General features: G+C 69.8%; 23 protein-coding genes. 21 read left to right on the top strand and 2 right to left on the bottom strand.

Annotated elements, in window-relative coordinates; genetic code table 11:
- Positions 1 to 415 precede the first annotated feature (415 nt).
- Together AB0958_RS38110 and AB0958_RS38115 are read left to right on the top strand one after the other, a co-directional pair.
- Entirely contained in the window at positions 416 to 670 is a 255-nt protein-coding gene (locus AB0958_RS38110; protein ID WP_360253034.1) for a helix-turn-helix transcriptional regulator, read from the top strand.
- Positions 671 to 726: 56 nt separating this feature from the next.
- Complete coding sequence (locus AB0958_RS38115; protein WP_366895076.1) at positions 727 to 900, top strand: hypothetical protein; 174 nt, start codon at positions 727 to 729, stop codon at positions 898 to 900.
- A 135-nt stretch (positions 901 to 1,035) separates the two neighbouring features.
- On the opposite strand, the gene AB0958_RS38120 is transcribed toward AB0958_RS38115, so the two are convergent.
- A complete protein-coding gene (locus AB0958_RS38120; protein WP_366895077.1) occupies positions 1,036 to 1,797 on the bottom strand; it encodes an FCD domain-containing protein in 762 nt (253 codons plus the stop codon).
- A 306-nt stretch (positions 1,798 to 2,103) separates the two neighbouring features.
- On the opposite strand from AB0958_RS38120, the gene AB0958_RS38125 reads away from it, so the two are divergent.
- From AB0958_RS38125 to AB0958_RS38165, 9 genes are all read left to right on the top strand, one after another.
- The gene (locus AB0958_RS38125; RefSeq protein ID WP_366895078.1) at positions 2,104 to 3,468 is read left to right on the top strand and encodes an ABC transporter substrate-binding protein; all 1,365 of its coding nucleotides are present in this window, start codon (positions 2,104 to 2,106) and stop codon (positions 3,466 to 3,468) included.
- Positions 3,465 to 4,382 carry a sugar ABC transporter permease gene (locus AB0958_RS38130; RefSeq protein WP_366895079.1) on the top strand — a complete coding sequence of 306 codons (918 nt, stop codon included), beginning with the start codon at positions 3,465 to 3,467 and terminating at the stop codon, positions 4,380 to 4,382. Before AB0958_RS38125 ends, AB0958_RS38130 begins: the two co-directional genes overlap by 4 nt.
- 103 nt (positions 4,383 to 4,485) lie before the next feature.
- Complete coding sequence (locus tag AB0958_RS38135; RefSeq protein WP_366895080.1) at positions 4,486 to 5,340, top strand: carbohydrate ABC transporter permease; 855 nt, start codon at positions 4,486 to 4,488, stop codon at positions 5,338 to 5,340.
- An 8-nt stretch (positions 5,341 to 5,348) separates the two neighbouring features.
- On the top strand, positions 5,349 to 7,340 hold the full coding sequence (locus tag AB0958_RS38140) for a hypothetical protein (RefSeq protein WP_366895081.1): 1,992 nt from the start codon (positions 5,349 to 5,351) through the stop codon (positions 7,338 to 7,340).
- On the top strand, positions 7,337 to 7,684 hold the full coding sequence (locus tag AB0958_RS38145) for an L-rhamnose mutarotase (protein WP_366895082.1): 348 nt from the start codon (positions 7,337 to 7,339) through the stop codon (positions 7,682 to 7,684). The genes AB0958_RS38140 and AB0958_RS38145 overlap by 4 nt, the downstream gene beginning before the upstream one ends.
- A gap of 37 nt (positions 7,685 to 7,721) precedes the next feature.
- Entirely contained in the window at positions 7,722 to 8,627 is a 906-nt protein-coding gene (locus AB0958_RS38150; protein ID WP_366895083.1) for an amidohydrolase family protein, read from the top strand.
- An 84-nt stretch (positions 8,628 to 8,711) separates the two neighbouring features.
- On the top strand, positions 8,712 to 9,722 hold the full coding sequence (locus tag AB0958_RS38155) for an aldo/keto reductase (protein WP_366895084.1): 1,011 nt from the start codon (positions 8,712 to 8,714) through the stop codon (positions 9,720 to 9,722).
- 226 nt (positions 9,723 to 9,948) lie between these two features.
- Complete coding sequence (locus AB0958_RS38160; RefSeq protein ID WP_366895085.1) at positions 9,949 to 11,514, top strand: alpha/beta hydrolase; 1,566 nt, start codon at positions 9,949 to 9,951, stop codon at positions 11,512 to 11,514.
- A 69-nt stretch (positions 11,515 to 11,583) separates the two neighbouring features.
- Positions 11,584 to 11,982, top strand: coding sequence for a RidA family protein (locus AB0958_RS38165; RefSeq protein ID WP_366895086.1), 399 nt, complete (start codon positions 11,584 to 11,586; stop codon positions 11,980 to 11,982).
- A gap of 20 nt (positions 11,983 to 12,002) precedes the next feature.
- Here AB0958_RS38165 and AB0958_RS38170 read toward each other — a convergent pair whose 3' ends face one another.
- Complete coding sequence (locus tag AB0958_RS38170; protein WP_366895087.1) at positions 12,003 to 12,578, bottom strand: adenylosuccinate lyase; 576 nt, start codon at positions 12,576 to 12,578, stop codon at positions 12,003 to 12,005.
- A gap of 378 nt (positions 12,579 to 12,956) precedes the next feature.
- Here AB0958_RS38170 and AB0958_RS38175 point away from each other — a divergent pair, with 378 nt between their 5' ends.
- The 10 genes from AB0958_RS38175 (at position 12,957) to AB0958_RS38220 (ending at position 25,396) form a co-directional block, all read left to right on the top strand.
- Positions 12,957 to 14,762 (top strand): 3-hydroxyacyl-CoA dehydrogenase family protein, encoded by a 1,806-nt coding sequence (locus tag AB0958_RS38175; RefSeq protein WP_366895088.1) that lies wholly within the window; start codon positions 12,957 to 12,959, stop codon positions 14,760 to 14,762.
- 136 nt (positions 14,763 to 14,898) lie between these two features.
- A complete protein-coding gene (locus AB0958_RS38180; RefSeq protein WP_366895089.1) occupies positions 14,899 to 15,717 on the top strand; it encodes a TetR family transcriptional regulator in 819 nt (272 codons plus the stop codon).
- Between the two features lie 403 nt (positions 15,718 to 16,120).
- Positions 16,121 to 17,464 (top strand): crotonyl-CoA carboxylase/reductase, encoded by a 1,344-nt coding sequence (gene ccrA, locus AB0958_RS38185; RefSeq protein WP_366895090.1) that lies wholly within the window; start codon positions 16,121 to 16,123, stop codon positions 17,462 to 17,464.
- Positions 17,465 to 17,481: 17 nt separating this feature from the next.
- The gene (locus tag AB0958_RS38190) at positions 17,482 to 19,530 is read left to right on the top strand and encodes a protein meaA (protein WP_366895091.1); all 2,049 of its coding nucleotides are present in this window, start codon (positions 17,482 to 17,484) and stop codon (positions 19,528 to 19,530) included.
- Positions 19,527 to 20,546, top strand: a complete 1,020-nt coding sequence (locus tag AB0958_RS38195; RefSeq protein WP_366895092.1) for a CoA ester lyase — start codon at positions 19,527 to 19,529, stop codon at positions 20,544 to 20,546. Before AB0958_RS38190 ends, AB0958_RS38195 begins: the two co-directional genes overlap by 4 nt.
- A gap of 5 nt (positions 20,547 to 20,551) precedes the next feature.
- Positions 20,552 to 21,058, top strand: a complete 507-nt coding sequence (locus tag AB0958_RS38200) for a MaoC family dehydratase (protein WP_132893286.1) — start codon at positions 20,552 to 20,554, stop codon at positions 21,056 to 21,058.
- A gap of 2 nt (positions 21,059 to 21,060) precedes the next feature.
- Positions 21,061 to 22,266, top strand: coding sequence for an acyl-CoA dehydrogenase family protein (locus AB0958_RS38205; RefSeq protein ID WP_366895093.1), 1,206 nt, complete (start codon positions 21,061 to 21,063; stop codon positions 22,264 to 22,266).
- Positions 22,267 to 22,435: 169 nt separating this feature from the next.
- On the top strand, positions 22,436 to 23,092 hold the full coding sequence (locus AB0958_RS38210) for a phosphatidylserine decarboxylase (RefSeq protein WP_366895094.1): 657 nt from the start codon (positions 22,436 to 22,438) through the stop codon (positions 23,090 to 23,092).
- A gap of 22 nt (positions 23,093 to 23,114) precedes the next feature.
- Positions 23,115 to 23,939, top strand: a complete 825-nt coding sequence (gene pssA / locus AB0958_RS38215) for a CDP-diacylglycerol--serine O-phosphatidyltransferase (RefSeq protein ID WP_132893285.1) — start codon at positions 23,115 to 23,117, stop codon at positions 23,937 to 23,939.
- Between the two features lie 230 nt (positions 23,940 to 24,169).
- Positions 24,170 to 25,396, top strand: coding sequence for an alpha/beta fold hydrolase (locus AB0958_RS38220; RefSeq protein WP_366895095.1), 1,227 nt, complete (start codon positions 24,170 to 24,172; stop codon positions 25,394 to 25,396).
- Positions 25,397 to 25,485 lie beyond the last annotated feature (89 nt).

Genomic DNA, 25,485 nt, shown 5'->3' on the forward strand with positions numbered 1-25,485 from the left:
GGAGGGCGGCCGCGCGGCGTCAGGTGCGTGCTCTGGGGGTCCCCCCGGCCGGAGGCTGGGGGAGCGTGCATGGCGTCGCGTGGCAGGCGGGAATTGTCAGACAGGCCCCAGGGCGGTGCAGGTCAGCGATTGGGTGGTGAGGTCCGCATGGATCACCGCTTCGCACGTTTGTCCCGGTTTGTTCAGCCCTCCTTTTCTTGCACGGCAGCTTGATGACCCGGCTTCGCACCCCGCTGGACCCCGCTCCCGAGCCAGGATTTCCTCCCGGAGGGCCTGGCCCGGCGGGTACGGCTCTCCGGGCATCGCTCGGGATCCCCTCTCCCGAGCCGCCCGCACCGGACGGCGCACCACCCATGCGCGGTCCGGCGATTGCGGAGTCGGCTACCCGCCTCACGACCAGGAGGGCTGCAAGCGAATGGACCACGCTGTCACCGCCCCGGCCGCGCCACTGAGCCGACGGGAGCGACAGGTGCTGGTGCACATGGCGGACGGGCTGACGTACGACGCGATAGCCCAGCGCATGGCTCTCAGCCGCCACACCGTGGACACCTACGTCCGCCGCATCCGGGCGAAGACCGGCGCGCGCAACCGCATGCAGTTGCTGCTGTGTGCCCTGCCTTTGATGGCAGGCTCACTCACTGCGGAATCCGAGCCGGCTCGCCGCGACTGAACAGCGCACGAAGCACGACGAACGGGCAACGAAGCACAAGTACAGGAGATTTGGTGATGAAGCGTCTGATCTGCGCACGGCGTGTCCGGTTCTGTGCGGCGGTCACCGCCCTTGTGGCATTCGGGTTCATGGGGGTCGCCCAGCACACGGCGCCCGCGCGGCCGTCGTCCGTGACGACGGCCGACTGTCTGCCGCAGCTCCGCTGCGACGACACGTCCTGGGGCGGCTGAGGCCCGCCGGGACGGCACACCGGCCCGGTCACGCCGCGGACTCCCCCGCCGCGGCGCGACCGGGCCTTCGCCGTTGCGTCCCCGCGGGTGCGGTTCAGGGCCGCGAGGACCGTGTGGTCCCCACCATGACCAGGGTCAGCCGAACAGGCGGCGCTGGATCTCCCGCCGGTAGTCCTCCAGGGTCCGGTCGAGGTGTACGGCCGTGGCCTCGGCGGCCTCGTCGGGCCGGCCGTCGCGAATGGCACGGTAGATGGCCTCGTGCTCCTCGACCGCGGCCGGGGTGCCCTCACCGAGGTTGTCGTGGATGCCGATCGCGCTGGACTGGCGTTGCAGCCGTCGGGCGTCGCGCACCGCGCTGCCGAGGAACGTGTTGTGCGAGGCGGCCGCCACCGCCGCGTGGAAGTCGTCGTCGCCCTGGTTGAAGACGTCGACCTCGCCATGGACGTACCCGTGCCTGCACAGCTGCATCGCGACCTCGATGGTGCGCAGTTCGGCAGGCGTGGCGCGGGTGGCCGCGAGCCTGGCGGCGGCCATCTCCTGGACCCGGCGGAACTCGAACAGCATGAGCACGTGATCGAGGTCCACGGGCCGGAAGAAGCCGCCCCAGCGACTGCTGATCAGCATGCCGTCGTCGTCCGCGACGAACAGTCCGCGCCCCTTGTGCGCCCGCACCCGGCCGAGCGCCGAAAGGATCTTCACGGCTTCCCGGACCACGGCCCGGCTGGTGTCCAGCCGCTGGGCCAGGTCGTTCTCCGTGGGCATGCGGTCACCGGGTACCAGGCGCTCCTCGGCGATGAACTCGAGGATCCGCTCCGCCACGACCTCGTATCCGGGCCGGTAGTCGCGCCGCTCGTCCGCGCCGTTCACCACTACTGGCATGGCGGGCGTGTCGTTCATGTGTCCTGCCTCCGGGTGACTGCGACGCGGATGACCGATCTGATTTGAAGCCGGAGCTCATCGTACCCCAGCCTCTTATAAGTCGTACTCATTCTTCGCGAACTTGATCATGAACTTCGGCGCAACTTGCTCCGTTCATCCCATTCACCCAGGTATGACCGCCGAAGAGACGGCCCCAGGGCACCCAACGGGCTCTGAAAAAAGCCGTACACACCCCTTGACGCAGCCTTTGATATGGCGGCTAATTTCTTCCCGCAGCGGTAATGACAGAGCCGTCAGCCTCACGCAAACCGAGTGGAGACGCACATGTCCGTCTACAGGCCTTCGGTCACCCAGGAGACAGGGACCAGCAGGAGACGTGCCGCGTGGCTGGCCGGCTGCGCCGCCACCGTGCTGTTCGCCGTGACCGCCTGTGGCGGGGGTGGCGGCGCGACCGGCACGACCAAGGACGGATTCGCGCAGGCCGCGCAGGACAAGGGGGCGTTGACCGTCTGGGTGGACGCGACCCGCATGGCCGCCGCGAAGCAGTACCAGGCGTCGCACCCGGGCGTGAAGATGCACATCGTCAGCTACGACGGTGACGCCAACGGGTCCAACTACCTCCAGACGAAGGTCCAGTTGTTCAACCGGACGGGCAAGGGCTGGCCGGACGTCGTCTTCAGCTCCCAGAACAACGAGGCGAGCTGGGCGGTCGACGCCGGCTTCGCGGCTCCGCTGAACAAGGGCCTGATCCCGGACGCGACCCTCAGCGGGTTCGCCCAGGGGGCCAACGGCGTCTGCACGGTCGGCGGCACCCTCTACTGCCTGCGCAACGACCTCTCCCAGGCAGTGCTCTGGTACAACGCGCCGCTGCTGAAGAAGTTCGGCTACACGGTCCCGACGACCTGGGAGGAGTACCAGGCGCTCGGCGAGAAGGTCGCCAAGGAGCACCCCGGCTACCTCGTCGGCGACGCGGGCGACTCCTTCACCCCCGAGATCTACCTGTGGGCGAGCAAGTGCGGCGCCAACCACATCACCGGGCCCAAGGCCGTCTCCGTGAACACCACCAGCGAGGCCTGCACCAAGATGGCCAAGCTGCTCGACGTCCTGATCAAGAACAAGTCCATGTCGATCAGCGGCGTCTTCAGCACCGACTTCGCCAAGAACGAGGCCGGCAAAGTGCTGCTCATGCCCGGCCCGGCCTGGTACGGCGGCGCGGTCTTCAAGGACGGCCTCAAGACCCCGGCGAAGCAGATCGCGGTGGCCCCCATACCGCAGTGGCAGGGCGACACCTCGCCGTCCACCGGCAACGTCGGCGGCGGCACCTGGCTGCTGTCCAAGCACTCCGCCCACCTCGAGGCGGCCACCGACTTCCTGAAGTGGGTCACCACCGACAACGCCTACCAGGGCGAGAAGGCACCCGGCTTCCCGGCGTACGCGCCCGCCGCCGAGAACTGGCTGAAGGCGCAGGCCGCCTCCGGCTACTTCGCCGGAGACCTCACCGCCCTCAAGGACGCCTCCTCGCAGGTGTGGTCCGACTGGGGCTCGGGACAGTTCAGCCAGGAGGCCATCTGGGCCGCCACCGTCAAGCCCGGCCTGACGCAGGGCAAGACCATCGAGTCGCTGCTGCCCGCCTGGCAGGACTCGATCGTCAAGTACGCCCAGGCCGACGGATACAAGGTCTCCCGGTGACCCTCACGCACTCCTCCTCGGCCGGCTCGGTCCGGGGGCGCCCTCGCGGCACCTCCCGGCAGAGCCGGGCCGGCGTGGCATTCGTCGCCGGCTACGTACTGCTGCTGATCGCCTTCGGCGTCCTTCCGACCTGTTACGCGATCTACTTCGCCTTCACGGACGCCGGGGGCGCCTTCACCGGCCTCTCCAACTTCGTCACCACGGCACAGGACTTCCGCTTCGCCGACTCCCTGGGCCACGTGGCCCTGTACCTGGTCTTCTGGCTCCTGTCCCTCGTGGTGTTCGTGGTGGTCCTGGCGCTGCTCCTGCACCGGCTGTCCTCCGGGCCGGTCAGCCAGGCGCTGCGCTTCCTCTACTACATCCCCGGGGCCCTGGCCGGTGCCGCGAGCGTCCTGGTGTGGCTGTTCATGCTCGATCCGACGGTCAGCCCGGTCAGCTCCCTGCTGGAGGCCCTGGGCTTCCACACCTTCGGCGAGGTCATCGCCCCCGGCAACCTGGCACTGCTCTTCACGATCATCGCGTTCTGGACCGGCGCGGGCGGCTGGATCGTCGTCATGTACGGCGCGCTCAACAACATCCCCAAGGACGTCATGGAAGCCGCCCGCATCGACGGCGCGGGCGGCTGGCAGACCGCCTGGCGGGTGCAGATCCCGATGCTCCGCAAGTGGATCGTGTACATGGTGATCCTGGCCTTCGCGGGCGGCGCCCAGCTCTTCGTCGAACCGCAGCTGCTCTCCCTCGCCAGCACGGGCGTGGCCGGCCGCGACTACTCGCTCAACCAGCTCACCTACGACTTCGCCTTCCAGATGAACAACATCAACGGCGCCGCCGCGGTCTCGGTGGAACTCCTGGTCGTGAGCGTCTCGGTCGCCGGTGTCTTCGTCGCACGATCGGGGTTCTTCGATGCCGACTGACACACGGTCCACCCCTCTTGCCGCCGCTCCTCGCGCGAAGCGGGACCGGAGCGCCGGAAGCCGCCACGGGGAAGCACGGCCGCGCCACCGTCCACCACGGCACATGACGTCACGGCTGCTGGCCGGCTCGGTGCTCACCGTGTTCGTGGTGTTCTTCGTGCTGCCCGTGCTGTGGCTGGTGCTCGCGGCCACCAAGACCGACCAGCAACTCGTCCACGACAACCCGCTGTCCTTCGGATCCTGGCACGCGCTGAAGGCCAACTGGCACGCCCTCACCGCCTTCCAGGACGACGCCGTCCTGCTGTGGCTGCGCAACTCCGCGCTCTACGCCGCGATCTCCCTGGTCATCACGCTCTGCCTGGCCGTTCCGGCCGGATACGCGCTGGCGATGACCGAGTTTCGCGGCCGTCGCACGCTGCTGATCGCGACCCTCGTCGTGATGCTGATGCCGAACGCCACGCTGGTGGTGCCGCTGTTCCTGGAGATCAACGCGGTGCACCTGATCGGCACCATGTGGTCGATCATCCTGCCGTACTCGTTCTACCCGTTCGGCGTGTACCTGACGTACATCTACTTCACCACCGCCGTGCCCAGGGACCTCCTGGCCGCGGCCCGGATCGACGGCTGCTCCGAGTTCGGCGTCTTCCGCCATGTGGCCCTGCCCCTGGCGACACCCGTCATCGCCCTGGTCGGCTTCTTCAGCTTCGTCGCCAACTGGACCAACTACTTCCTGCCGTACGTGATGCTCCCCGACAGCAGCGAGATGCCCGTCCAGGTGGGCGTCGGCAGTCTCCTCAGCAACGTGCCCTCGTTCAATCCGACCGTCGGCACACTCGCGATCGAACGCCCGCAATTGGCACTGGCGACGCTGGTGGCCATCACCCCCGTGCTCGTCGTGTTCCTGTTCGCCCAGCGCTTCCTGGTCAGCGGAATGCTCGCCGGCGCCACCAAGGAGTGACCACTCTCATGCCCTTCAGCCCGCACCCCGACGCCTCCGGCGACTCGGCACCCGATGTCCAGGCCACGGTCCCCTTGCTCGAACCCCCCGGCTGGGCCGTGGCACAGCGCGCCCTGTTCGACCTGCTCGACCACGCCTGGCGCCGTTTCGAGGACGCCTTCACCGGCCCCGACGGCCGCTTGAACTACAACAACCGGCTGACCACCCGCGACGGCGTGGACGACTTCTACGAGGTCTTCTTCAACTGGCCCCAGCTCTACCTTCTCGGCGGCGCCGACGACCTCCTCCCCGCCGGCGAGAAGCACTGGGAGGGCGTGACCACGCAACTGACCGAACTGGACATGCTGCGCGACGAGTACGAACGCGGCTACGACTGGTTCCACCAGGGCGAGAGCCTGCTCCTGCTCTACTTCCTGTGCATGGCCGCGCCCGGCCGCTGGTCCGAACGGGCGCTGCGTTTCGCCGAGTTGTACGTCGACCCCGCCAAGGGCAACTACGATCCCGAGCACCGCATCATCACCCGCCCGCACAACGGCAGCGACCCCGAACGCACCGGCCTGTTCGACGGCGACGTCTACCCCTGGCTGCCCAAGGAGGCCGAGACCTACGGCTTCCCGCTGGACTGGCTCCCCGAGGCCCAAGGCGGCCCCTTCCCGCTGTCGGCGGATCCGCGGCTCGGCGACCGGATGCGGGACCGGATGGGCGTCGGCGACACCGCGCTCAACCTCGCCGCGGCCGGACTGGTCCTCAACGCCTGGATCCTGTCCGGCGAGGAACGCTACCGCGACTGGATCGTCGAGTACGTGGGCGCCTGGCGCGAACGCACCCGGGAACAGGGCGGCCTGATCCCGGACAACGTCGGCCCGGACGGGGTCGTCGGCAGCCTGCTGGAGGGCCGCTGGTACGGCGGCCACTACGGCTGGTCCTGGCCGCACGGCTGGCACAGCGTCGGGCACGCGGCCTGCGTGGCGGCCCTCGCGGCGGCGACGGTCACCGGGGACGACGACTACCTCTCCATGGTCGCGACCTCCCTCGACACGCTCATCGACCACGGCAAGGTCATGCCGTACACCGAGGCCGACTCGAGCCTGCCCTCCAAATGGGCCGTCGAACTCGGCCCGGACCGTGACACGCCCACGCTCCACCTGCCGTTCCGGCACAACGACTCGGGCTGGTTCGACTACAACCCGGCCACACCGCCCGTGCCGGTGGCCCTGTGGCACCACACCGCCTCGGGGGCCGACCGCACCCGCCTCGAACGGCTGCGCGAGGCCGACGGCATCGACTGGCGCACCGTACGGCCCTTCCGCGCCAAGGAGGAGTCCGGGCACGAGAAGGCGTGGTTCGCGTTCCTCGCCGGCGACGACCCCGGCTACCCGGAGCGGATCCTCGCCGCCGCCCAGGCCCAGGTCCGGCACCGGCTGCGGCGCATCGACCGCTACCGCGACCTGGACGTGCCCGAGGCCGACATCCACGTCTGGCAGCAGTGCAACCCGGTGGCCACCGAGGCCCTGGTGCAGCTGACCTGGGGCGGCCCGCAGGTGCTGTACAACGGCGGTCTGCAACAGGCCCGGCTGCGCTACCACGACGCCGACGCCCGCCGCGCGGGTCTGCCCGCCGACGTCGCCGCCCTCGTCACCTCCATCGACCCCGAGGCGACCACGGTCGAACTGGTCAACCTCTCCCCCGGCACCGACCGCACGGTCATCGTCCAGGCGGGCGCGTTCGCCGAGCACACCATCACCGGCGTCCGCCACACGACCCTCACGGACGACGGCTGGATCGGGGACATGTACGACTACGGCCACACCGAACCGGAAGTCACCGAGACCGAACTCCTCTGCAACGACGCGTTTCTGACGGTCCGCCTGCCCGCGTCCACACGCATCCGGCTCACCCTGCGGCTGGGGCTGCGTACCCGGGTTCCCAGCTACCGCACGCCGTTCGACACCACGGTCGACCAGACCGACGCCACCGACACGACAGGGGAATCGGCATGAAGCGCATCGCGCAGACCATCAGGCTCCGCCCCGAGCACCGAGAGGAGTACCTCCGGCTCCACTCGGCCGTCTGGCCGGGCGTCGAAGCGGCCCTGCACCGGGCGAACATCCGCAACTACAGCATCTACCTCCACGGTGACGTGCTGTTCGCCTACATGGAGTACCACGGCGAGGACTTCGAGGCGGACATGGCGTCCATCGAGGCCGACCCCGAGACCCAGCGCTGGTGGAAGCTCACCGATCCGTGCCAGGAACCCTGGCCGGACCGGGGCGAGGGCCGCCAGTGGAGCGAACTCCCGGAGATCTGGCACCTGAGTCCGCCCGGCGAAGACACCGCCCCCTGACCCGGCCCGCACCAGCCCGACCCGACTGGGAGCACCCGTGAACACATCAGTGCTCGTCGACGCCCACCACCACCTGTGGGACCTCGCCCACCGACCGCAGCCCTGGCTCGACGACCCGGACGTGGCGTCGATCCGCCGCACCTTCACCCCGGACGACCTGCACTCCACCGCCACCCACCCCATCGCGGGCCGGCGGCTGCGGGGCTCGGTGGTCGTCCAGTGCGTCGCGGAGGTCGCCGAGACCGAGGACCTGCTCGCGCTCGCCGAACGAGAGCCGCTGATCCGGGCCGTGGTCGGCTGGGCGGACCTCACGTCCCCGGCGATCGGTGACGTGCTCGACCGGCTGCTCGCCGGGCCGGGCGGCGGGTACCTGCGCTCCCTGCGCCACCTCGTCCAGGGCGAGACGGACCCGGACTGGCTGCAACGCCCCGACGTGGAACGCGGGTTGCGGGCGGCCCGGGACCGCGGACTGCGCTATGACGTGCTCGTACGCGCCCACCAGCTCGACCAGGCGATCCGGCTCGCGGAACGCTTCCCCGACCTGCCTCAGGTACTCGACCACGCGGGCAAGCCGGACATCGCCCGGCAGGACATCGGGGACTGGGCACGCCGGACACGACGGCTGGCCGCGCACCCTCAGGTGGTGTGCAAGGTCTCGGGGCTGATCACCGAGGCCGACCACACCCACTGGACCACCGCCGACATCAGCCCGGTCTGGGACGTGCTGCTTTCCGCTTTCGGCCCCGAGCGGCTGATGTTCGGCTCGGACTGGCCGGTCGCCAACCTGGCGGGGGGCTGGAACAGGTGGGCCGCCACCGTGGACGAACTGCTCACCGGCTGGAGCGAGAGCGACACCGACGCGCTCCTGGCCGGCACCGCCACCGCGTTCTACGGCTTGGCGCCCGTCGCCGGAGAGGGAGACGCCACGGCCCGACCGAGCTGAACACGCCCCACCACGAAGGCGGACGGCTGGGCCGATGAGCGCCGCCCTCGCCTACGGCAGGAACGACCCTCTCAGGAGCACCTCTTGCGCCGCCGAAAGATCGCTCACACCCCCGTCCAGGTCACCGAACTGGGCTTCGGCGCCTCGGTGATCGGCAACCTCTACCGGGTGACAGACGCCCATGATGCCTCGGCCGCCCTCGACGTCGCCTGGGACGCGGGCATCCGCTACTTCGACACCGCGCCGCACTACGGCCTCGGCCTCTCCGAACGCCGGCTCGGCGCCGCCCTGCGCGACCGGACCCGCGACGAGTACGTCGTCTCGTCCAAGGCGGGCCGCCTCCTCGTCCGCAACGAACACCCGCGAGGCATGGACGACCAGGGGTTCGTCGTACGGGACGACCTGCGTCGGCAGTGGGACTTCAGCCGTGACGGCGTGTTGCACTCCCTCGAGGAGACGCTGGAGCGCACCGGCCTGGACCGCCTCGACATCGTCTACCTCCACGACCCGGACGACCACTGGCGACAGGCGGCCGACGAGGCCATGCCCGCCCTCGCGGAACTCCGCGACCAAGGCGTGATCGGGGCGATCGGCGCGGGCATGAACCAGTCCGCCATGCTCGCCCGCTTCCTGCGCGAGACCGCCGCCGACGTGGTGATGCTGGCCGGCCGCTACACGCTCCTCGACCAGTCCGCCCTCGACGACGTCCTGCCCGCCGCGCAGGCCCACGGCAAGAGCGTCGTCGCGGTCGGCGTCTTCAACTCCGGTCTGCTCTCCGAGAACCGGCCGGCCGAGGGCATGAAGTACGACTACCAGGACGCCCCCAGGGACCTGGTGCACCGGGCACTGGCCGTCGCCGAGGTCTGCGAGCGGTACGGCACCACCCTGCCGGCCGCCGCCATCGCCTTCCCCCGCACGCACCCCGCCGTCGTCAACGTCACCCTGGGCATGCGCACGGCCGACCAGGTCCGGCGCAACGTCGCACTCCACGCCCGGGCTGTCCCCGACGGCCTCTGGGCCGAACTGCGCGCACTGGGCCTCATCAGGGCCGACGTGCCCACCCCGGACGAGGAGCGGCACCCCCGCCGTCCCTGATCGACACGGCGGCACCGCGGCCGTCGTCCGAGCGGGACCGGCGCCGAATCACCCGTCAGGTGCACGAGCCGTCCCAGGAGTACGGCATCCGACGCGTTCGAGCGCAACCCTCGACCCAATCGGGTCATTCATCATCTCAACAGGTTCTTCCGGGCCCCGCCCCCGGGACGATGCGGCCAGGACCGTGAGACGCGCGGTCCGCGATCCCCGCGTCCTGGGAGGCTCCATGCGAACACGCACGGCCGTGCTGTGCGCCGCCGCTGTCGTGGCCGGGTCGTTCACGGCCCCGCCCGCGAGCGCCACCACCCGAGCAGCCGTCCGGACGTCCCCGGTGGCCTGGAAGAAGTGCGGCACCAGCGACTACCCCACGCTCCAGTGCGGCACGGTCACGGTGCCCCTCGACCACCGGGACCCCGGCGGGAAGAAGATCACGCTCGCCCTCTCCCGCGTCCCGCACACCGCGGCCGCCGCACTGGGTCCGCTGCTGGTCAACCCCGGCGGCCCCGGCGGCAGCGGGCTGTCCCTGGCGGGCTTCGTGGCGTCCGCGCTGCCGAAACAGGTGGCCGCCCGCTACGACGTCGTCGGCTTCGACCCGCGCGGGGTCGGCGGGAGCGGCCCCGCGATCGACTGCGCGCCGGGCTACTTCAAGCCGGTGCGCCCCGACTCGGTGCCCGTGACACCCGCGCTGGAGGAGGCGAACCTCAAGCGCGTCCGGTCGTTCGCCGCGGCCTGCGGCAAGAAGTACGCGGACGTGCTGCCGTACCTCGACACGGTCAGCGCCGCCGAGGACCTGGAGTCGGTCCGGCAGGCCCTCGGCGCCCCCCGGATCAGCTACTTCGGCTACTCGTACGGGACCTACCTGGGCGCGGTCTACGCCAAGCTGCACCCGGACCGCGTCCGCCGGCTGGTCCTGGACTCGATCGTCGACCCCACGGGCGTCTGGTACGACGACAACCTGAGCCAGGACTACGCGTTCGACGACCGTCAGCGCGCCCTGATGGCGTGGATCGCCAGGTACGACTCCACCTACCGGCTCGGCACCGACCCCGAGCAGGTCGCGGCCAAGTGGTACGCGATGCGGGCGGCGCTGGCGAGGAAGCCCGCGGGCGGCCGGGTGGGCGCCGCCGAACTGGAGGACACCTTCATCCCCGGCGGCTACTACAACGGCTACTGGCCCTACCTGGCCGAGGCGTTCTCGGCGTACGTGAACGGGAAGAAGACCGCCGGGCTGGTCGAGGCGTACGACGACTTCGGCGCGGTCGACGCGGCCGGTGAGAACGGCTACAGCGTGTACGCGGCCGTCCAGTGCCGCGACTCGTCCTGGCCGCGGGACTGGAACCAGTGGCGCAAGGACAACTGGGCGGCGTACGGGAAGGCGCCGTTCATGGTGTGGAACAACGCCTGGTACAACGCGTCGTGCGCGTACTGGCCGGCGAAGGCGCTGAAGCCGCCGGCCATCGCCAACGCCCAGCTTCCGCCGGCGCTCCTCTTCCAGGCCACGGACGACGCGGCCACCCCCTACCAGGGCGGCGCCGCGGTCCACCGGTTGCTCGCGGGCTCCAGCCTGGTGGTCGAGCAGGGCGGCGGGAACCACGGCATCACGCTCAGCGGCAACGCCTGCCTGGACGACCACCTCGCCGCCTACCTGGCGGACGGCACGGTCCCGCGCGGCTCCGGCACGGCGGACGCGGTCTGCCCGAAGACCCCCGACCCGGCACCGCTCACCACCAAGACGGCCTCGACGTCCTCCCGCGGCTCGACCCTGCACGCCCTGCTGGGCTTCCGCCGCTGACGGCTCCCCCGATCCCCCTCCCACCGGTCCGCCGAGGGCGTTGTCAGACCCGTGGGTCACCATGGACGCATGAGTGATCCGATCCGCGTCACCGCCCCCGCCGGGGTCGCCCCCGCCGCCCAGTACACGCACGTGGTGTCGGCCACCGGCCGGCTGGTCGCCGTCTCCGGACAACTGCCGCTGGACGAACACGGCGAGCTGGTCGGCGAGGGCGATCCGCAGGCCCAGGCGCGCCAGGTCTTCGAGAACCTGCGCCGCTGCCTCGCCGCGGCCGGCGCCGGCTTCGACGACGTCGTCAAACTCACCTATTTCGTCACGGACATGGCGCACATGCCGGCCCTGCGCGCCGCCCGCGCCGCCCACATACCCGACGACCGCCTCCCGGCGTCCTCGGCCGTCCAGGTGGCCGCCCTGGTCTCCCCGCGGTTCCTGATGGAGGTGGAGGCGCTGGCGGTGGTCGGGGACTGACCGACACCGGTGAGGACGCCTCACCGCTGTCTGGGGATGTGGGCCAGCGCCCGGACCGCCGCCTCGGCGAGGGTGGGGTGGGCCAGCGCCTCGTTCAGGACGCGGCGGGCGCGCGGGTCGGCCAGGGTGCCGAGGCCGTCGACGCAGGCGAGGGCGACCTTGCGGTAGGGGTCGTGCGGGCGCAGCCGGCGCTCAAGGGTGGTGATGAGGGCCGGGACGGACTCCGGCGCCCGCAGTTCGACCAGCAGCCGGACCGGGTGCAGGGCATAGGCGACCCGCAGTTCGTTGGTGGCGAGGGCGGCGGCCGCGCGGGCGGTGCGCGGGTCCTGGAGCCGGGCGAGGGCGTGCGCGGCGGAGGCGCAGCGGGGTGGGTCGCGGTGGTTGAGGAGGAGGACCAGGGTCTCGAACGCGCGGCGGTCGCCGGCCGTGCCCAGCCGGTACGCCGCCAGCTCCCTGGCCCACAGGGGCTGTCCGGCCGCGGTGAGCACCTCCGCGAGCTCGTCGTGGTCCTCGGTGGCAAGAAGCCGGTCGTAGGCGGGCGTTGCCTGCGACTCCTGCCGCAAACGCTCCGTGAGTGATCGCAACTCTTCGTCCACGAAGCCCAGCGTAGAGGGGTTGCGGGAGCGGAGGGACGTACATCACAAAGTCGGGGGGCTGGCGCGCTCGTTACCCGCCGGTTAGGCTCAATCGAGCGAGTCACCCACTCGCGCTACCGCTCACACGGTTTGGTGACGCAGCCGTCGTGAGCACGAAGGTCGGTTCGGTACCTCGTACCGCAGTCCGGCCCGGCTCCGGGACAGGGCCGGTCGGAATCCGCCGCTCCCGGGCGTGTGCGCGCCCGCGACGGCAGCACCGGGCGTGTGCGCTCGCAGCCCGGCGACACCCGCATTCCACGCAGCTCCCGTGCACCCGGTGCGCCCCTCGGCGCACCCGGGCGCGTTCCCAGTCGTCACCCTCATTCCTGGAGTCCCGCGATGGCCACTCCCCAGCCCGACCCTTCCCTGTCCCCCCTGCGGACCGTCGCTGTCGTCGGCCTCGGCACCATGGGCACCGGTATCACCGAGGTCCTCGCCAAGGCGGGCCGCGAGGTGATCGGCATCGACATCAGCGAGGCCCAGGCCGCCGCGTCCCTCGCCGCCGTGGAGGCCGCCACCGCGCGCGCCGTCGTCCGGGGCAGGCTCACCGAGGAGGAGCGCGCCGGCGTCCTCTCCCGGGTCCGCACCGGAACCGACCTCTCGGCCGCGGCCGACGCCGACCTCGTCATCGAGGTGGTCCCGGAGTCGTACGACATCAAGCACCAGATCTTCCGGGAACTGGACGGCGTCGTCCGCCCCGACACCATCCTCGCCACCGGCACCAACGCGCTCTCCGTGACCCGTCTGGCCGCCGACTCGGCCCGCCCCGAGCGCGTTCTCGGCCTGCACTTCTTCAACCCGGCCCCGGCGATGAAACTGGTCGAGATCGTCTCCTCGGTGCTGACCGCGCCGAGCGCCGTCGCCACCGTGACCGACCTCGCGATCGAGCTGGGCAAGGAGCCGGTCGCTGTCGGCGACCGCCCGGGATTCGTCGCGGACGGACTGCTGTTCGGGTACCTCAACCAGGCCGCCGCGATGTACGAGGCGAAGTACGCCTCCCGGGAGGACATCGACGCGGCCATGCGGCTGGGCTGCGGACTGCCCATGGGCCCGCTCGCGCTGCTGGACCTGATCGGCATCGACACCGCGCGGACCGTCCTGGACGCCATGTACGCCGAGTCCCGGGACCGGCTGCACGCACCGGCCCCGATCCTCAAGCAGCTCAGCGAGGCGGGCCTGACCGGCCGCAAGTCCGGGCGCGGCTTCTACAGTTACGAGGCTCCGGGCAGCGCCACCGTGGTCCGTGACGCGGGGACCCCGCTGGACGGCGCCGTCCTCACCCCGGGCCGCCCGGTCTCCTCGGTCGGGGTCGCCGGTTCCGGCACCATGGCCTCCGGGATAGCCGAGGTCTTCGCCAAGGCCGGGTACGAGGTGGTCCTCGCCGCCCGCAGCGAGGAGAAGGCACAGGCCGCGAAGGCCCGGATCGGCAAGTCCCTGGACCGCTCGGTCGGCAAGGGGCGGATGACCGCCGAGGCCGCCGCGCGGACGCTGGACCTGATCACCCCGGCCGGCTCGTACGACTCCTTCGCACGGGTCGACCTGGCGGTGGAGGCGGTCGCCGAGGACCTCGAGGTCAAGCAGCAGCTGTTCCAGACGCTGGACAAGGTCTGCAAGCCGGGCGCCGTCCTGGCCACCACGACCTCCTCGCTGCCGGTGGTCGCCTGCGCCCGCGCCACCTCGCGCCCGCAGGACGTGATCGGGATGCACTTCTTCAACCCGGCGCCGGCCATGAAGCTGGTCGAGGTCGTGCGGACCGTGCTGACCGCCGGGGACGTGCACGCCACGGTGCGCGAGGTCTGCGCGAGGATCCGCAAGCACCCGGTCGACTGCGGTGACCGGGCCGGCTTCATCGTGAACGCGCTGCTCTTCCCGTACCTCAACAACGCGATCAAGATGGTCGAGGAGCACTACGCCTCGCTGGACGACATCGACGCGGCGATGAAGCTCGGCGGCGGCTACCCGATGGGCCCGTTCGAACTGCTCGACGTGGTCGGCCTGGACGTCTCGCTCGCGATCGAGAAGGTGCTGCACCGGGAGTTCCGCGACCCGGGCCTCGCGCCCGCGCCGCTCCTGGAGCACCTGGTGGCCGCGGGTTGCCTCGGCCGCAAGACCGGCCGCGGCTTCCGCGAGTATGCCCGCCGCTGACGGCGTCGGCGACTGGTTCCGGGACGAGAAGGACTGGGGCGGGCTGCTCGACCCCTCCGGGACGCCCCCGCTCCCCGCGGGCGGGGGTTGCCCCGGACATGCGCATCAAGCTGCGCACATGCAGTACGTTCGGGTCATGTCCCAGCCCGCCAAGTCCTCACGTACCCCCGCCACGCCGGACGCGCCGGAAAGCGCCGCAGGCAGCCGCGCGGCGGCCCAGCGGCTCAAGATGCGCCGAGAACTGGCGGCCGCCGCGATGGAGCTCTTCGCGACGAAGGGGTACGAGGCGACCACCGTCGACGAGATCGCGGCCGCGGCCGGGGTCGCGCGCCGCACCTTCTTCCGGCACTTCCGCTCCAAGGAAGAGGCGATCTTCCCGGACCACGACGACACGCTGGTCCGCGCGGAAGCCGTGCTCAACGCGGCCCCGGCGCACGAGCACCCGCTCGACACCGTGTGCCGCGGCATCAAGGAAGTGATGAAGATGTACGCGGGCCGGCCGGAGATCTCGGTCGCCCGGTACAAGCTCACCCGCGAGGTCCCCACCCTCCGCGAGGCCGAGATCGCCTCGGTGGCCCGCTACGAGCGCCTCTTCACCCGCTACCTCCTCGGCCACTTCGACGAGCACGCGCACGCGGACGACGCGAACGACGACCCGCTGCTGGCCGAGGTCGCCGCGTCGGCGGTGGTCACCGCCCACAACCACGTGCTGCGGCGCTGGCTGCGGGCGGGCGGCCAGGGCGACGTGGAGGCCCAGCTCGATCACGCCTTCGCGATCGTGCGCAAGACGTTCGGGACCGGGATCGGGGCGGGCCGGGAGACCGCGCCCCGCGCCGCCCCGGCCGCGGGGGCCTCGGCGCTCTCGCAGGGCGAGGTGCTGGTGACGGTGGCGCGCACGGACGTGCCGCTGGACGAGGTCATGCGCACCATCGAACAGGCCCTCAAGGAACGCTGACCCCTCACACGGAGTGTTCCGCGACACTCCGTGCCGGTGACGACGGCCACCCGCCCGGGTGGCCGTTTTGCCATGTCAGGGGCCCTTTTCGGGTGGCTTCTCACTGGCGTTCGATCGATCATCGCTCATTTGTTACGTAAAGATTTCATCTGAGGGGAAGATCTGGCACTCAGTGCCTTGCGACATGACACGCGGTGTCATACGTTGAGGGTGTCCGGCCTGTCCCGGTGAGCACACCAGCTCCCCCGTCGGACGCCTGCGTCACAGGCACCCTCCCGCGCCACAAAGCGCCGCCGAAGCACCACCGCCGAACCGACGGCACGCACCGCGAAACCCTCAGCAGCACCGACGTAACCCTCAGCGCCCCTTCCCGCAAGGGGCGCGCATCGCCGGAGGCAACACCGTGACCACTCAGGCCATCCTGGACGCGATCCAGTCGCCGGACTCGACGCCGGCCGACTTCGCCGCCCTGCCGCTCCCCGAGTCGTACCGCGCGATCACCGTGCACAAGGACGAGACGGACATGTTCGCCGGTCTCGAGACCCGCGACAAGGACCCCCGCAAGTCGATCCACCTCGACGAGGTCCCGCTGCCCGAGCTGGGCCCGGGCGAGGCCCTGGTCGCCGTCATGGCATCGAGCGTCAACTACAACTCGGTGTGGACCTCGATCTTCGAACCGCTGTCGACCTTCGGCTTCCTGGAGCGCTACGGCCGCCTCAGCGAGCTGACCAAGCGGCACGACCTGCCCTACCACATCATCGGCTCCGACCTCGCGGGCGTCGTCCTGCGCACCGGCCCGGGCGTCAACGCCTGGAAGCCCGGTGACGAGGTCGTCGCGCACTGCCTGAGCGTGGAGCTGGAGTCGAGCGACGGGCACAACGACACGATGCTCGACCCCGAGCAGCGCATCTGGGGCTTCGAGACCAACTTCGGCGGTCTCGCCGAGGTCGCGCTCGTCAAGTCCAACCAGCTGATGCCGAAGCCCGACCACCTCAGCTGGGAGGAGGCCGCCGCCCCCGGCCTGGTCAACTCCACCGCCTACCGCCAGCTGGTCTCCCGCAACGGCGCCGGCATGAAGCAGGGCGACAACGTGCTGATCTGGGGCGCGAGCGGCGGCCTCGGCTCGTACGCCACACAGTTCGCGCTGGCCGGCGGCGCCAACCCCATCTGTGTCGTCTCCTCGCCGCAGAAGGCGGACATCTGCCGGGCGATGGGCGCCGAGGCGATCATCGACCGCAACGCCGAGGACTACCGGTTCTGGAAGAACGAGCAGGAGCAGGACCCGCGCGAGTGGAAGCGCTTCGGCAAGCGCATCCGTGAGCTCACCGGCGGCGAGGACATCGACATCGTCTTCGAGCACCCCGGCCGCGAGACCTTCGGCGCGAGCGTGTTCGTCACCCGCAAGGGCGGCACGATCACCACCTGCGCCTCCACCTCGGGCTACATGCACGAGTACGACAACCGCTACCTGTGGATGTCCCTGAAGCGGATCATCGGCTCGCACTTCGCCAACTACCGCGAGGCCTGGGAGGCCAACCGGCTGATCGCGAAGGGCAAGATCCACCCGACGCTGTCGAAGACCTACTCCCTGGAGGAGACCGGGCAGGCCGCGTACGACGTGCACCGCAACCTCCACCAGGGCAAGGTCGGTGTGCTCTGCCTCGCCCCCGAGGAGGGCCTCGGCGTGCGCGACCAGGAGATGCGGGCCAAGCACCTCGACGCCATCAACCGCTTCCGCAACATCTGAGACACCCGAGGTCATAGATGACTGAGCGTCAGATCGCCGACGGGGCGCGTGCCAAGGACCGGCCGTGGCTCATGCGCACGTACGCCGGCCACTCCACGGCCGAGGCGTCCAACGAGTTGTACCGGCGCAACCTCGCCAAGGGACAGACGGGACTGTCGGTGGCGTTCGACCTGCCGACGCAGACCGGCTACGACCCCGACCACATCCTCGCCCGCGGCGAGGTCGGCCGGGTGGGCGTGCCCGTCTCGCACCTCGGGGACATGCGCCGCCTCTTCCAGGACATCCCCCTGGAGCAGATGAACACCTCGATGACGATCAACGCCACGGCGATGTGGCTGCTGGCGCTCTACCAGGTGGTCGCCGAGGAGCAGGGCGCGGACGTCACCAAGCTCCAGGGCACCACCCAGAACGACATCGTCAAGGAGTACCTCTCCCGGGGGACGCACGTCTTCCCGCCGGGGCCGAGCCTCCGCCTGACGACGGACATGATCGCGTACACGGTCTCCCACATGCCGAAGTGGAACCCGATCAACATCTGCAGCTACCACCTGCAGGAGGCGGGCGCCACGCCGGTCCAGGAGATCGCGTACGCGATGTCCACCGCCATCGCCGTGCTGGACGCGGTGCGGGACAGCGGCCAGGTGCCGCAGGAGCGCATGGGCGACGTCGTCGCCCGGATCTCCTTCTTCGTGAACGCCGGCGTCCGGTTCGTCGAGGAGATGTGCAAGATGCGGGCGTTCGGCCGCATCTGGGACCGGATCACCAGCGAGCGGTACGGCATCGAGGACCCCAAGCAGCGGCGGTTCCGGTACGGCGTCCAGGTCAACTCCCTCGGGCTGACCGAGGCGCAGCCGGAGAACAACGTCCAGCGGATCGTCCTGGAGATGCTCGCGGTGACGCTGTCGAAGGACGCCCGCGCGCGTGCCGTGCAGCTCCCGGCCTGGAACGAGGCGCTCGGCCTGCCGACGCCCTGGGACCAGCAGTGGTCGCTGCGCATCCAGCAGGTGCTCGCCCACGAGAGCGACCTGCTGGAGTACGAGGACATCTTCGAGGGCTCGCACGTCATCGAGAAGAAGGTCGCCCAGCTGGTCGAGGACTCCCTGGCCGAGGTCGACCGGATCCAGGAGATGGGCGGCGCGATGGCCGCCGTGGAGTCGGGCTACCTGAAGTCGCAGCTGGTCTCCTCGCACGCCGAGCGCCGGGCCCGGATCGAGTCCGGCCAGGAGAAGATCGTCGGCGTCAACATCTTCGAGACCACCGAGCCGAACCCGCTCACCGCCGACCTGGACACCGCCATCCAGACCGTCGACCCGGCGGTCGAGGCGCGGGTCGTCGAGGCGATCGGGCGCTGGCGCGACTCGCGGTACCAGCCGCCGTTCAACCACCCGCGGCCCTGCAAGGCCCTGGAGCGGCTGAAGGAGGCCGCCAAGGGCGCCGACAACCTCATGGAGGCCACCCTGGAGTGCGCCCGCGCCGGCGTGACGACCGGTGAGTGGGCCGGGGCGCTGCGTGAGGTGTTCGGCGAGTTCCGGGCGCCGACCGGGGTCTCCTCGGCTCCCGTCGCGGTCCCCGTCGAGGCGGGCTCGGCGCTGGCGCGGGTGCGTGCCAAGGTGGACGCCACCGCCCGCGACCTGGGCAGCGGCAAGCTGAGGTTCCTCGTCGGCAAGCCAGGTCTCGACGGGCACTCCAACGGCGCCGAGCAGATCGCCGTACGGGCCCGGGACGCCGGCTTCGAGGTGGTCTACCAGGGCATCCGGCTCACCCCGGAGCAGATCGTGGACGCGGCGCTCGCCGAGGACGTGCACGCCGTGGGCCTGTCCATCCTGTCCGGGTCGCACGCCCAGCTGGTCCCGGACGTCCTGGAACGACTCCGTGTGGCCGGTGCCACAGATATACCGGTGATCGCCGGTGGCATCATCCCGAACGGTGATGCCGAGCAGCTCAGGCAAGCCGGAGTGGCCGCGGTCTTCACCCCGAAGGACTTCGACATCACCGGAATCATCGGCCGCATCGTCGACGAGATCCGGAAAGCGAACCAGCTCGACCCTCTGGAGGTCCCCGCATGACGACGCCCGCCCACCCGTCGCCCACCACCACCCTTTCAGCGGGCGGCTTCGCCGCACACCCTTTTGATCGTCTCCGTCCGCGGCGCTCGTGCCTGGCGGTACCCGGTTCGAACCCGCGCTTCCTGGAGAAGGCGCAGGGTCTCCCGGCGGACCAGGTCTTCCTGGACCTGGAGGACGCGTGCGCGCCGCTCGCCAAGCCCGGGGCGCGGCACACCATCGTCAAGTTCCTCAACGAGGGCGACTGGACCGGCAAGACGCGCGTGGTGCGCGTGAACGACTGGACGACCGAGTGGACGTACCGCGACGTCGTCACGGTCGTCGAGGGGGCCGGGCAGAACCTGGACTGCATCATGCTGCCCAAGGTCCAGACGGCCCAGCAGGTGGTCGCCCTGGACCTGCTGCTGACCCAGATCGAGAAGACCATGGGCTTCGAGGTCGGCAGGATCGGCATCGAGGCGCAGATCGAGAACGCGCAGGGCCTGAACAACGTCAACGAGATCGCGACGGCCTCCCCGCGTGTCGAGACGATCATCTTCGGCCCGGCCGACTTCATGGCGTCCATCAACATGAAGTCGCTGGTCGTGGGCGAGCAGCCGCCCGGCTACCCGGCGGACGCCTACCACTACATCCTGATGAAGATCCTGATGGCCGCCCGCGCCAACAACCTCCAGGCGATCGACGGCCCCTACCTCCAGATCCGCAACGTCGAGGGCTACCGCGAGGTCGCCCGGCGGGCCGCCGCCCTCGGCTTCGACGGCAAGTGGGTGCTGCACCCGGGCCAGGTCGAGGCGTCCAACGAGATCTTCTCGCCGTCGCAGGAGGACTACGACCACGCCGAGCTGATCCTGGACGCGTACGACTACTACACGTCCGAGGCGGGCGGCAAGAAGGGCTCCGTGATGCTCGGCGACGAGATGATCGACGAGGCCAGTCGCAAGATGGCCCTGGTCATCTCCGGCAAGGGCCGGGCCGCGGGCATGCAGCGCACGTCGAAGTTCGAGATCCCGGAGGCGTGAGCGCGATGCAGTTCGGACGTACGTACGAGGAGTTCGAGGTCGGGGCGACGTACAAGCACTGGCCCGGTAAGACGGTCACGGAGTACGACGACCACCTGTTCTGTCTCCTCACCATGAACCACCACCCTCTCCACATGGACACGAACTACGCCGAGAAGACGACGGACTTCGGCCGGAACGTGGTGGTGGGCAACTACATCTACTCGCTGCTGCTCGGCATGTCCGTCCCGGACATCTCGGGCAAGGCGATCGCCAACCTGGAGATCGAGTCGCTCAAGCACGTGGCGCCGACCTTCCACGGCGACACGATCTACGGCCAGACCACCGTGCTCGACAAGTGGCCCTCGAAGTCGAAGAGCGACCGCGGGATCGTCCACGTCGAGACCAAGGGCTACAAGCAGGACGGCACGCTCGTGTGCGTCTTCCGCCGCAAGGTGATGGTGCCGACCGAGACGTACATCAAGGAGCGCGGCGGCGAGCAGCCCGGCCGCCCGGAACTTCAGGAGCGCTAGTCATGGCCCGTCTCGCCCAGACCGCCGGTCTGACCGACGTCCAGCAGGAGATCCTCTCCACCGTCCGCGACTTCGTGGACAAGGAGATCATCCCGGTCGCCACCGAGCTGGAGCACCGCGACGAGTACCCGCAGCAGATCGTCGACGGTCTCAAGGAGCTCGGCCTGTTCGGCCTGATGATCCCCGAGGAGTACGGCGGCCTGGGCGAGTCGCTCCTGACGTACGCGCTGTGCGTCGAGGAGATCGCCCGGGGCTGGATGTCCGTGTCCGGGATCATCAACACGCACTTCATCGTGGCGTACATGCTCAAGCAGCACGGCACCCAGGAGCAGAAGGAGCACTTCCTGCCGCGGATGGCGGCCGGCGACATCCGGGGCGCGTTCTCGATGTCGGAGCCGGGTCTCGGCTCGGACGTGTCGGCGATCACTTCGAAGGCGGTGCGGGACGGTGAGGAGTACGTCCTGAACGGCCAGAAGATGTGGCTGACGAACGGCGGTACGTCCTCCCTCGTGGCGGTACTCGTCCGCAGTGAGGAAGGACACCCCGAGGGCACGGCCCCCCACAAGTCGATGACGACCTTCCTGGTGGAGAAGGAGCCCGGCTTCGGCGAGGTCCGCCCCGGCCTCACCATCCCGGGCAAGATCGACAAGATGGGCTACAAGGGCGTCGACACCACCGAGCTGATCATGGACGGTCTGCGGATTCCGGCCGATCGGGTGCTCGGCGGGGTCACCGGCCGAGGTTTTTACCAAATGATGGACGGAGTCGAGGTCGGCCGGGTCAACGTGGCGGCACGCGGCTGCGGTGTCGCACAGCGCGCTTTCGAACTCGGCGTCCGGTATGCCCAGCAGCGGCACACTTTCGGCAAGGCGATCGCCCAGCACCAGGCCATTCAGTTCAAGCTGGCGGAGATGGCCACCAAGGTCGAGGCCGCCCATGCCATGATGGTCAACGCCGCACGCAAAAAGGACTCCGGGGAGCGAAACGACCTGGAGGCAGGGATGGCGAAGTACCTCGCCTCCGAGTACTGCAAGGAGGTCGTGGAGGACGCCTTCCGGATCCACGGCGGCTACGGATTCTCCAAGGAGTACGAGATCGAGCGCCTCTACCGCGAGGCGCCGATGCTGCTGATCGGCGAAGGCACCGCCGAGATCCAGAAAATGATCATCGGGCGAAGGCTGCTCGAAGAGTATCGATTCCAGGGCTGATTGTCCGGGTACGGGGTGTTTTCTTCGAGAAGAAGATCACACCCCGTCAACGGTCTTCGGCCGCCGACTCGGCTTCCTGGCTTGCCCAGTTGCGGCCCCCGACCGGTACGATCCCGGAAAGCCGCCGTCCCCGTTTCCCGCGCGGCATCATCCGCTACGAAGGTCATCCATGCCCCACAGCCAAACCTCTGCACATCGAGACAGCCTGGCCGGCGTACGCCTCGCGCGCGGAGCATCGCCGTGGCTTCTCCCGACCGTCGCCACCGCAGCCGTCAGCCTCCTGCGCGCCCGTCGCTCCGGTGCCGCGAAGGCCGTCGCCGTGCCCGCCACCGCACTCGCGGCGGGCATGCTGTGGTTCTTCCGCGACCCCGAGCGTGAGATCGCCCCGGGCCGTGTCATCTCGCCCGCCGACGGTGTGGTGCAGAGCATCATGCCGTGGAAGGACGGTCGCACCCGCGTCGCGATCTTCATGAGCCCGCTCAACGTCCACGTCAACCGCGCGCCCCTGTCGGGCCAGGTGACGTCGGTGGAGCACATCCCCGGTGGCTTCGTTCCCGCCTTCAACAAGGAGAGCGAGAACAACGAGCGCGTAGTCTGGCATTTCGACACCGAACTCGGCGACATCGAAATGATCCAGATCGCCGGCGCGGTGGCCCGTCGCATCGTGCCCTACGTCCCGCAGGGCACGAAGGTCGAGCAGGGCGACCGCATCGGTCTGATCCGGTTCGGCTCGCGCGTCGACATCTACCTGCCCGAGGGCGTGGAGGTCGCGGTCGAGGTCGGCCAGAAGACCGTGGCTGGGGTGACTCGCATTGACCGTGATTGATCCAGAGACCCAGGCAGGCTGGGTGCCCGAGGCCGACGAGATCGGCGACGACGAGGAGGAGATGCCGCTCTCTCTCCGCCTCTCGATAGCGGACACCCTCACCCTGGGCAACGCCACCTGCGGGTTCATGGCGGTGTACTTCACCACCACCGGCATCCTGATCCCGCACCTCACCGGGGACGACCAGTCGGCGGGCATGGCCCGCCACAGCGCGGCCACCGCGGTCATCCTGATGCTGTGCGCGGCGATCTTCGACCTGTTCGACGGCCTGGTGGCGCGCAAGCTGCGCTCCTCCCCCATGGGCGCGGAACTGGACAACCTCTCCGACCTGATCAGCTTCGGCCTCGCCCCGGCGTACTTCGTCCTCGTCTACGGCATGGTGGCGGACGACGCGTACCAGAAGGTGGCCGCGGTCGGAGCGGTCGTGGTGCTGCTGGCCGTGGTGCTGAGACTCGCGCGCTTCTCCTGCGTGACACCGCCGAACGGCATGTTCCAGGGCATGCCCTCGCCGTTCGGTGCGCTGACGGTGGTCTCGATCGTGCTCCTGGAGCTGCCGTTCTTCGCGACGCTGCTCGCGATCCTCGGCACGGCGTGGCTGATGGTCAGCCGGGTCGAGTACCCGAAGCCGCGCGGCCGCCTCGCGGTCGCGATGCTGTCCTGGATCGTGCTCGGCGTCGGCCTCCTGGCGGCCTGGGCCTTCGACGCCCCGGGCGGCCAGCTGCTCCTCCAGACCGGCTGTGCGCTGCAGCTGGTGACGGGCGCGGTGATCCCGCTGTTCGCCACGGCCCGCCGGGTGAACAACTTCCGCGACAACCGGCGCGAGGCACGGGCGGCACAGCTGCCCTGACACCACCCACACCGCCGACGGGTGTGGCCCGAGCCGTACAGGCCCGGGCCACACCCGTTTCCCGTTCAAGGGCGTACGGCATCGGCCCTTGACGGCTCAACCACCCCTGCCCGGGGCCGAGTTGCGAAGGGAAAAGCAGAGGGGGACGGTGGAATTAAACCGAACTTTACGGGGATTTGTCCCTATTCGGGGATGGGGATTACTCCCCACTCACGGATGGGAGGACGGCCATGACGGCACCCACGCACAAGGACTACGCGGTCCCGCACGTCTCGAACCTCCCGGCGAACGAGGGCGACACCGTGAACCTCTTCGTCCGGGAGTACGACGGCACCGAGGGCAACCAACCGCACGAGGTGGTGCTGATGCTCCACGGCCGGAGCGTCCCGGTCCTCGCCGGATACGACCTCACGGTTCCGGAGTCCACCATCGACTACAACTGGGCACAGGACCTGGCCAAGCACCACTACGACGTCTTCCTCATGGACCTTCAGGGCAACGGACGCTCACCCCGCCCGAAGATGGACGAGCCGCGCAACGCCAGCCCCGCACAGCGCAGCGTCCTCACCCCCCATCCGCTGCCGACGCCGTACACCGGCCCGCCGCTGTACCCGCACCAACTGGGCAACACGCGGAGCGAGTGCGCGGAGCTGTCCACCGTGGTCGACTTCATCAGGTCGCTGCCCCACCGGGACAAGCCCATGGACTTCATCGGCTGGTCCGCCGCGGCGGCCTCCATGGGGCCCTACACCCTCCAGCACCCCGAGGTCGTCAAGAGCCTGTTCCTGCTCGCGCCCGTCTTCCCGCCCGACGGGCGCTGGTCGGGCGATTACGCGGATCCCTTCGCCCTTCCGCAGGGCACCCCGCTGCCGGTCTCCGACCCGCCCACCCTGTACGGCTTCCCGATGTTCGTCAGCGACAAGAAGGGCTTCGTCAGGGCCTGGGACAACGAGCAGGGCGTCCCGCCCCAACGCGAGCCGGGCATGGAGGACAAGGCGTGGGCCGCGATGATGGCGAACGACCCCGTCGGCAGCACCTGGGGCCGGGAGCTGTCACCCGGCGTGTACGAGGGCATCCACCGGTTCCGGAACTCCTATTTCTGGGGCTGGACCAAGGAGACGGTGCCCTTCCAGGACGCGCTCGGCAACTACGTCCTCGGTGACCGGGTTCCCGTCGTCATCGTCTACGGCGAGCTGGACAAGACGGCCAACACCGCGCCGAACGCCCCGGTGCCCGCGCCCCTGCGCTTCTCCGTGCCGGCGCTCTACGACACCGTCGGCGGGCCGGAGAAGCTGATGTTCGAGCTGGAGGGCGCGGGACACTCCGTGGTCTGGGAGCGCCCCGCCGAGATCGTGCACGACATCGCGTTCCAGTGGCTCCACAACAAGCACAAGGTGTGGGGTCTGACGAGCGGCAGCTACTACCGTGACTCGACCGGCGTCCTGACGCCGATCTAGGGCCCTTCTGATGGATCTCCGTGGGAGAAGGAGCGGCGTTCGGTGCGTGCGATCGGCGTGCGGGGTGGCGGGTCATGTGGCGGAGCCAC

The sequence above is a fragment of the Streptomyces sp. NPDC006655 genome, from assembly GCF_040703965.1.
Lineage (GTDB): Bacteria > Actinomycetota > Actinomycetes > Streptomycetales > Streptomycetaceae > Streptomyces.

What these genes read in the sequence shown, in the direction of transcription:
- AB0958_RS38110 (WP_360253034.1), top strand. Translation starts at nt 416, where the DNA reads ATGGACCACGCTGTCACCGCCCCGGCCGCGCCACTGAGCCGACGGGAG.
- AB0958_RS38115 (WP_366895076.1), top strand. Translation starts at nt 727, where the DNA reads ATGAAGCGTCTGATCTGCGCACGGCGTGTCCGGTTCTGTGCGGCGGTC.
- AB0958_RS38120 (WP_366895077.1), bottom strand. Translation starts at nt 1,797, where the DNA reads ATGAACGACACGCCCGCCATGCCAGTAGTGGTGAACGGCGCGGACGAG.
- AB0958_RS38125 (WP_366895078.1), top strand. Translation starts at nt 2,104, where the DNA reads ATGTCCGTCTACAGGCCTTCGGTCACCCAGGAGACAGGGACCAGCAGG.
- AB0958_RS38135 (WP_366895080.1), top strand. Translation starts at nt 4,486, where the DNA reads ATGACGTCACGGCTGCTGGCCGGCTCGGTGCTCACCGTGTTCGTGGTG.
- AB0958_RS38140 (WP_366895081.1), top strand. Translation starts at nt 5,349, where the DNA reads ATGCCCTTCAGCCCGCACCCCGACGCCTCCGGCGACTCGGCACCCGAT.
- AB0958_RS38145 (WP_366895082.1), top strand. Translation starts at nt 7,337, where the DNA reads ATGAAGCGCATCGCGCAGACCATCAGGCTCCGCCCCGAGCACCGAGAG.
- AB0958_RS38160 (WP_366895085.1), top strand. Translation starts at nt 9,949, where the DNA reads ATGCGAACACGCACGGCCGTGCTGTGCGCCGCCGCTGTCGTGGCCGGG.
- AB0958_RS38165 (WP_366895086.1), top strand. Translation starts at nt 11,584, where the DNA reads ATGAGTGATCCGATCCGCGTCACCGCCCCCGCCGGGGTCGCCCCCGCC.
- AB0958_RS38175 (WP_366895088.1), top strand. Translation starts at nt 12,957, where the DNA reads ATGGCCACTCCCCAGCCCGACCCTTCCCTGTCCCCCCTGCGGACCGTC.
- AB0958_RS38180 (WP_366895089.1), top strand. Translation starts at nt 14,899, where the DNA reads ATGTCCCAGCCCGCCAAGTCCTCACGTACCCCCGCCACGCCGGACGCG.
- AB0958_RS38190 (WP_366895091.1), top strand. Translation starts at nt 17,482, where the DNA reads ATGACTGAGCGTCAGATCGCCGACGGGGCGCGTGCCAAGGACCGGCCG.
- AB0958_RS38195 (WP_366895092.1), top strand. Translation starts at nt 19,527, where the DNA reads ATGACGACGCCCGCCCACCCGTCGCCCACCACCACCCTTTCAGCGGGC.
- AB0958_RS38200 (WP_132893286.1), top strand. Translation starts at nt 20,552, where the DNA reads ATGCAGTTCGGACGTACGTACGAGGAGTTCGAGGTCGGGGCGACGTAC.
- AB0958_RS38205 (WP_366895093.1), top strand. Translation starts at nt 21,061, where the DNA reads ATGGCCCGTCTCGCCCAGACCGCCGGTCTGACCGACGTCCAGCAGGAG.
- AB0958_RS38210 (WP_366895094.1), top strand. Translation starts at nt 22,436, where the DNA reads ATGCCCCACAGCCAAACCTCTGCACATCGAGACAGCCTGGCCGGCGTA.
- AB0958_RS38220 (WP_366895095.1), top strand. Translation starts at nt 24,170, where the DNA reads ATGACGGCACCCACGCACAAGGACTACGCGGTCCCGCACGTCTCGAAC.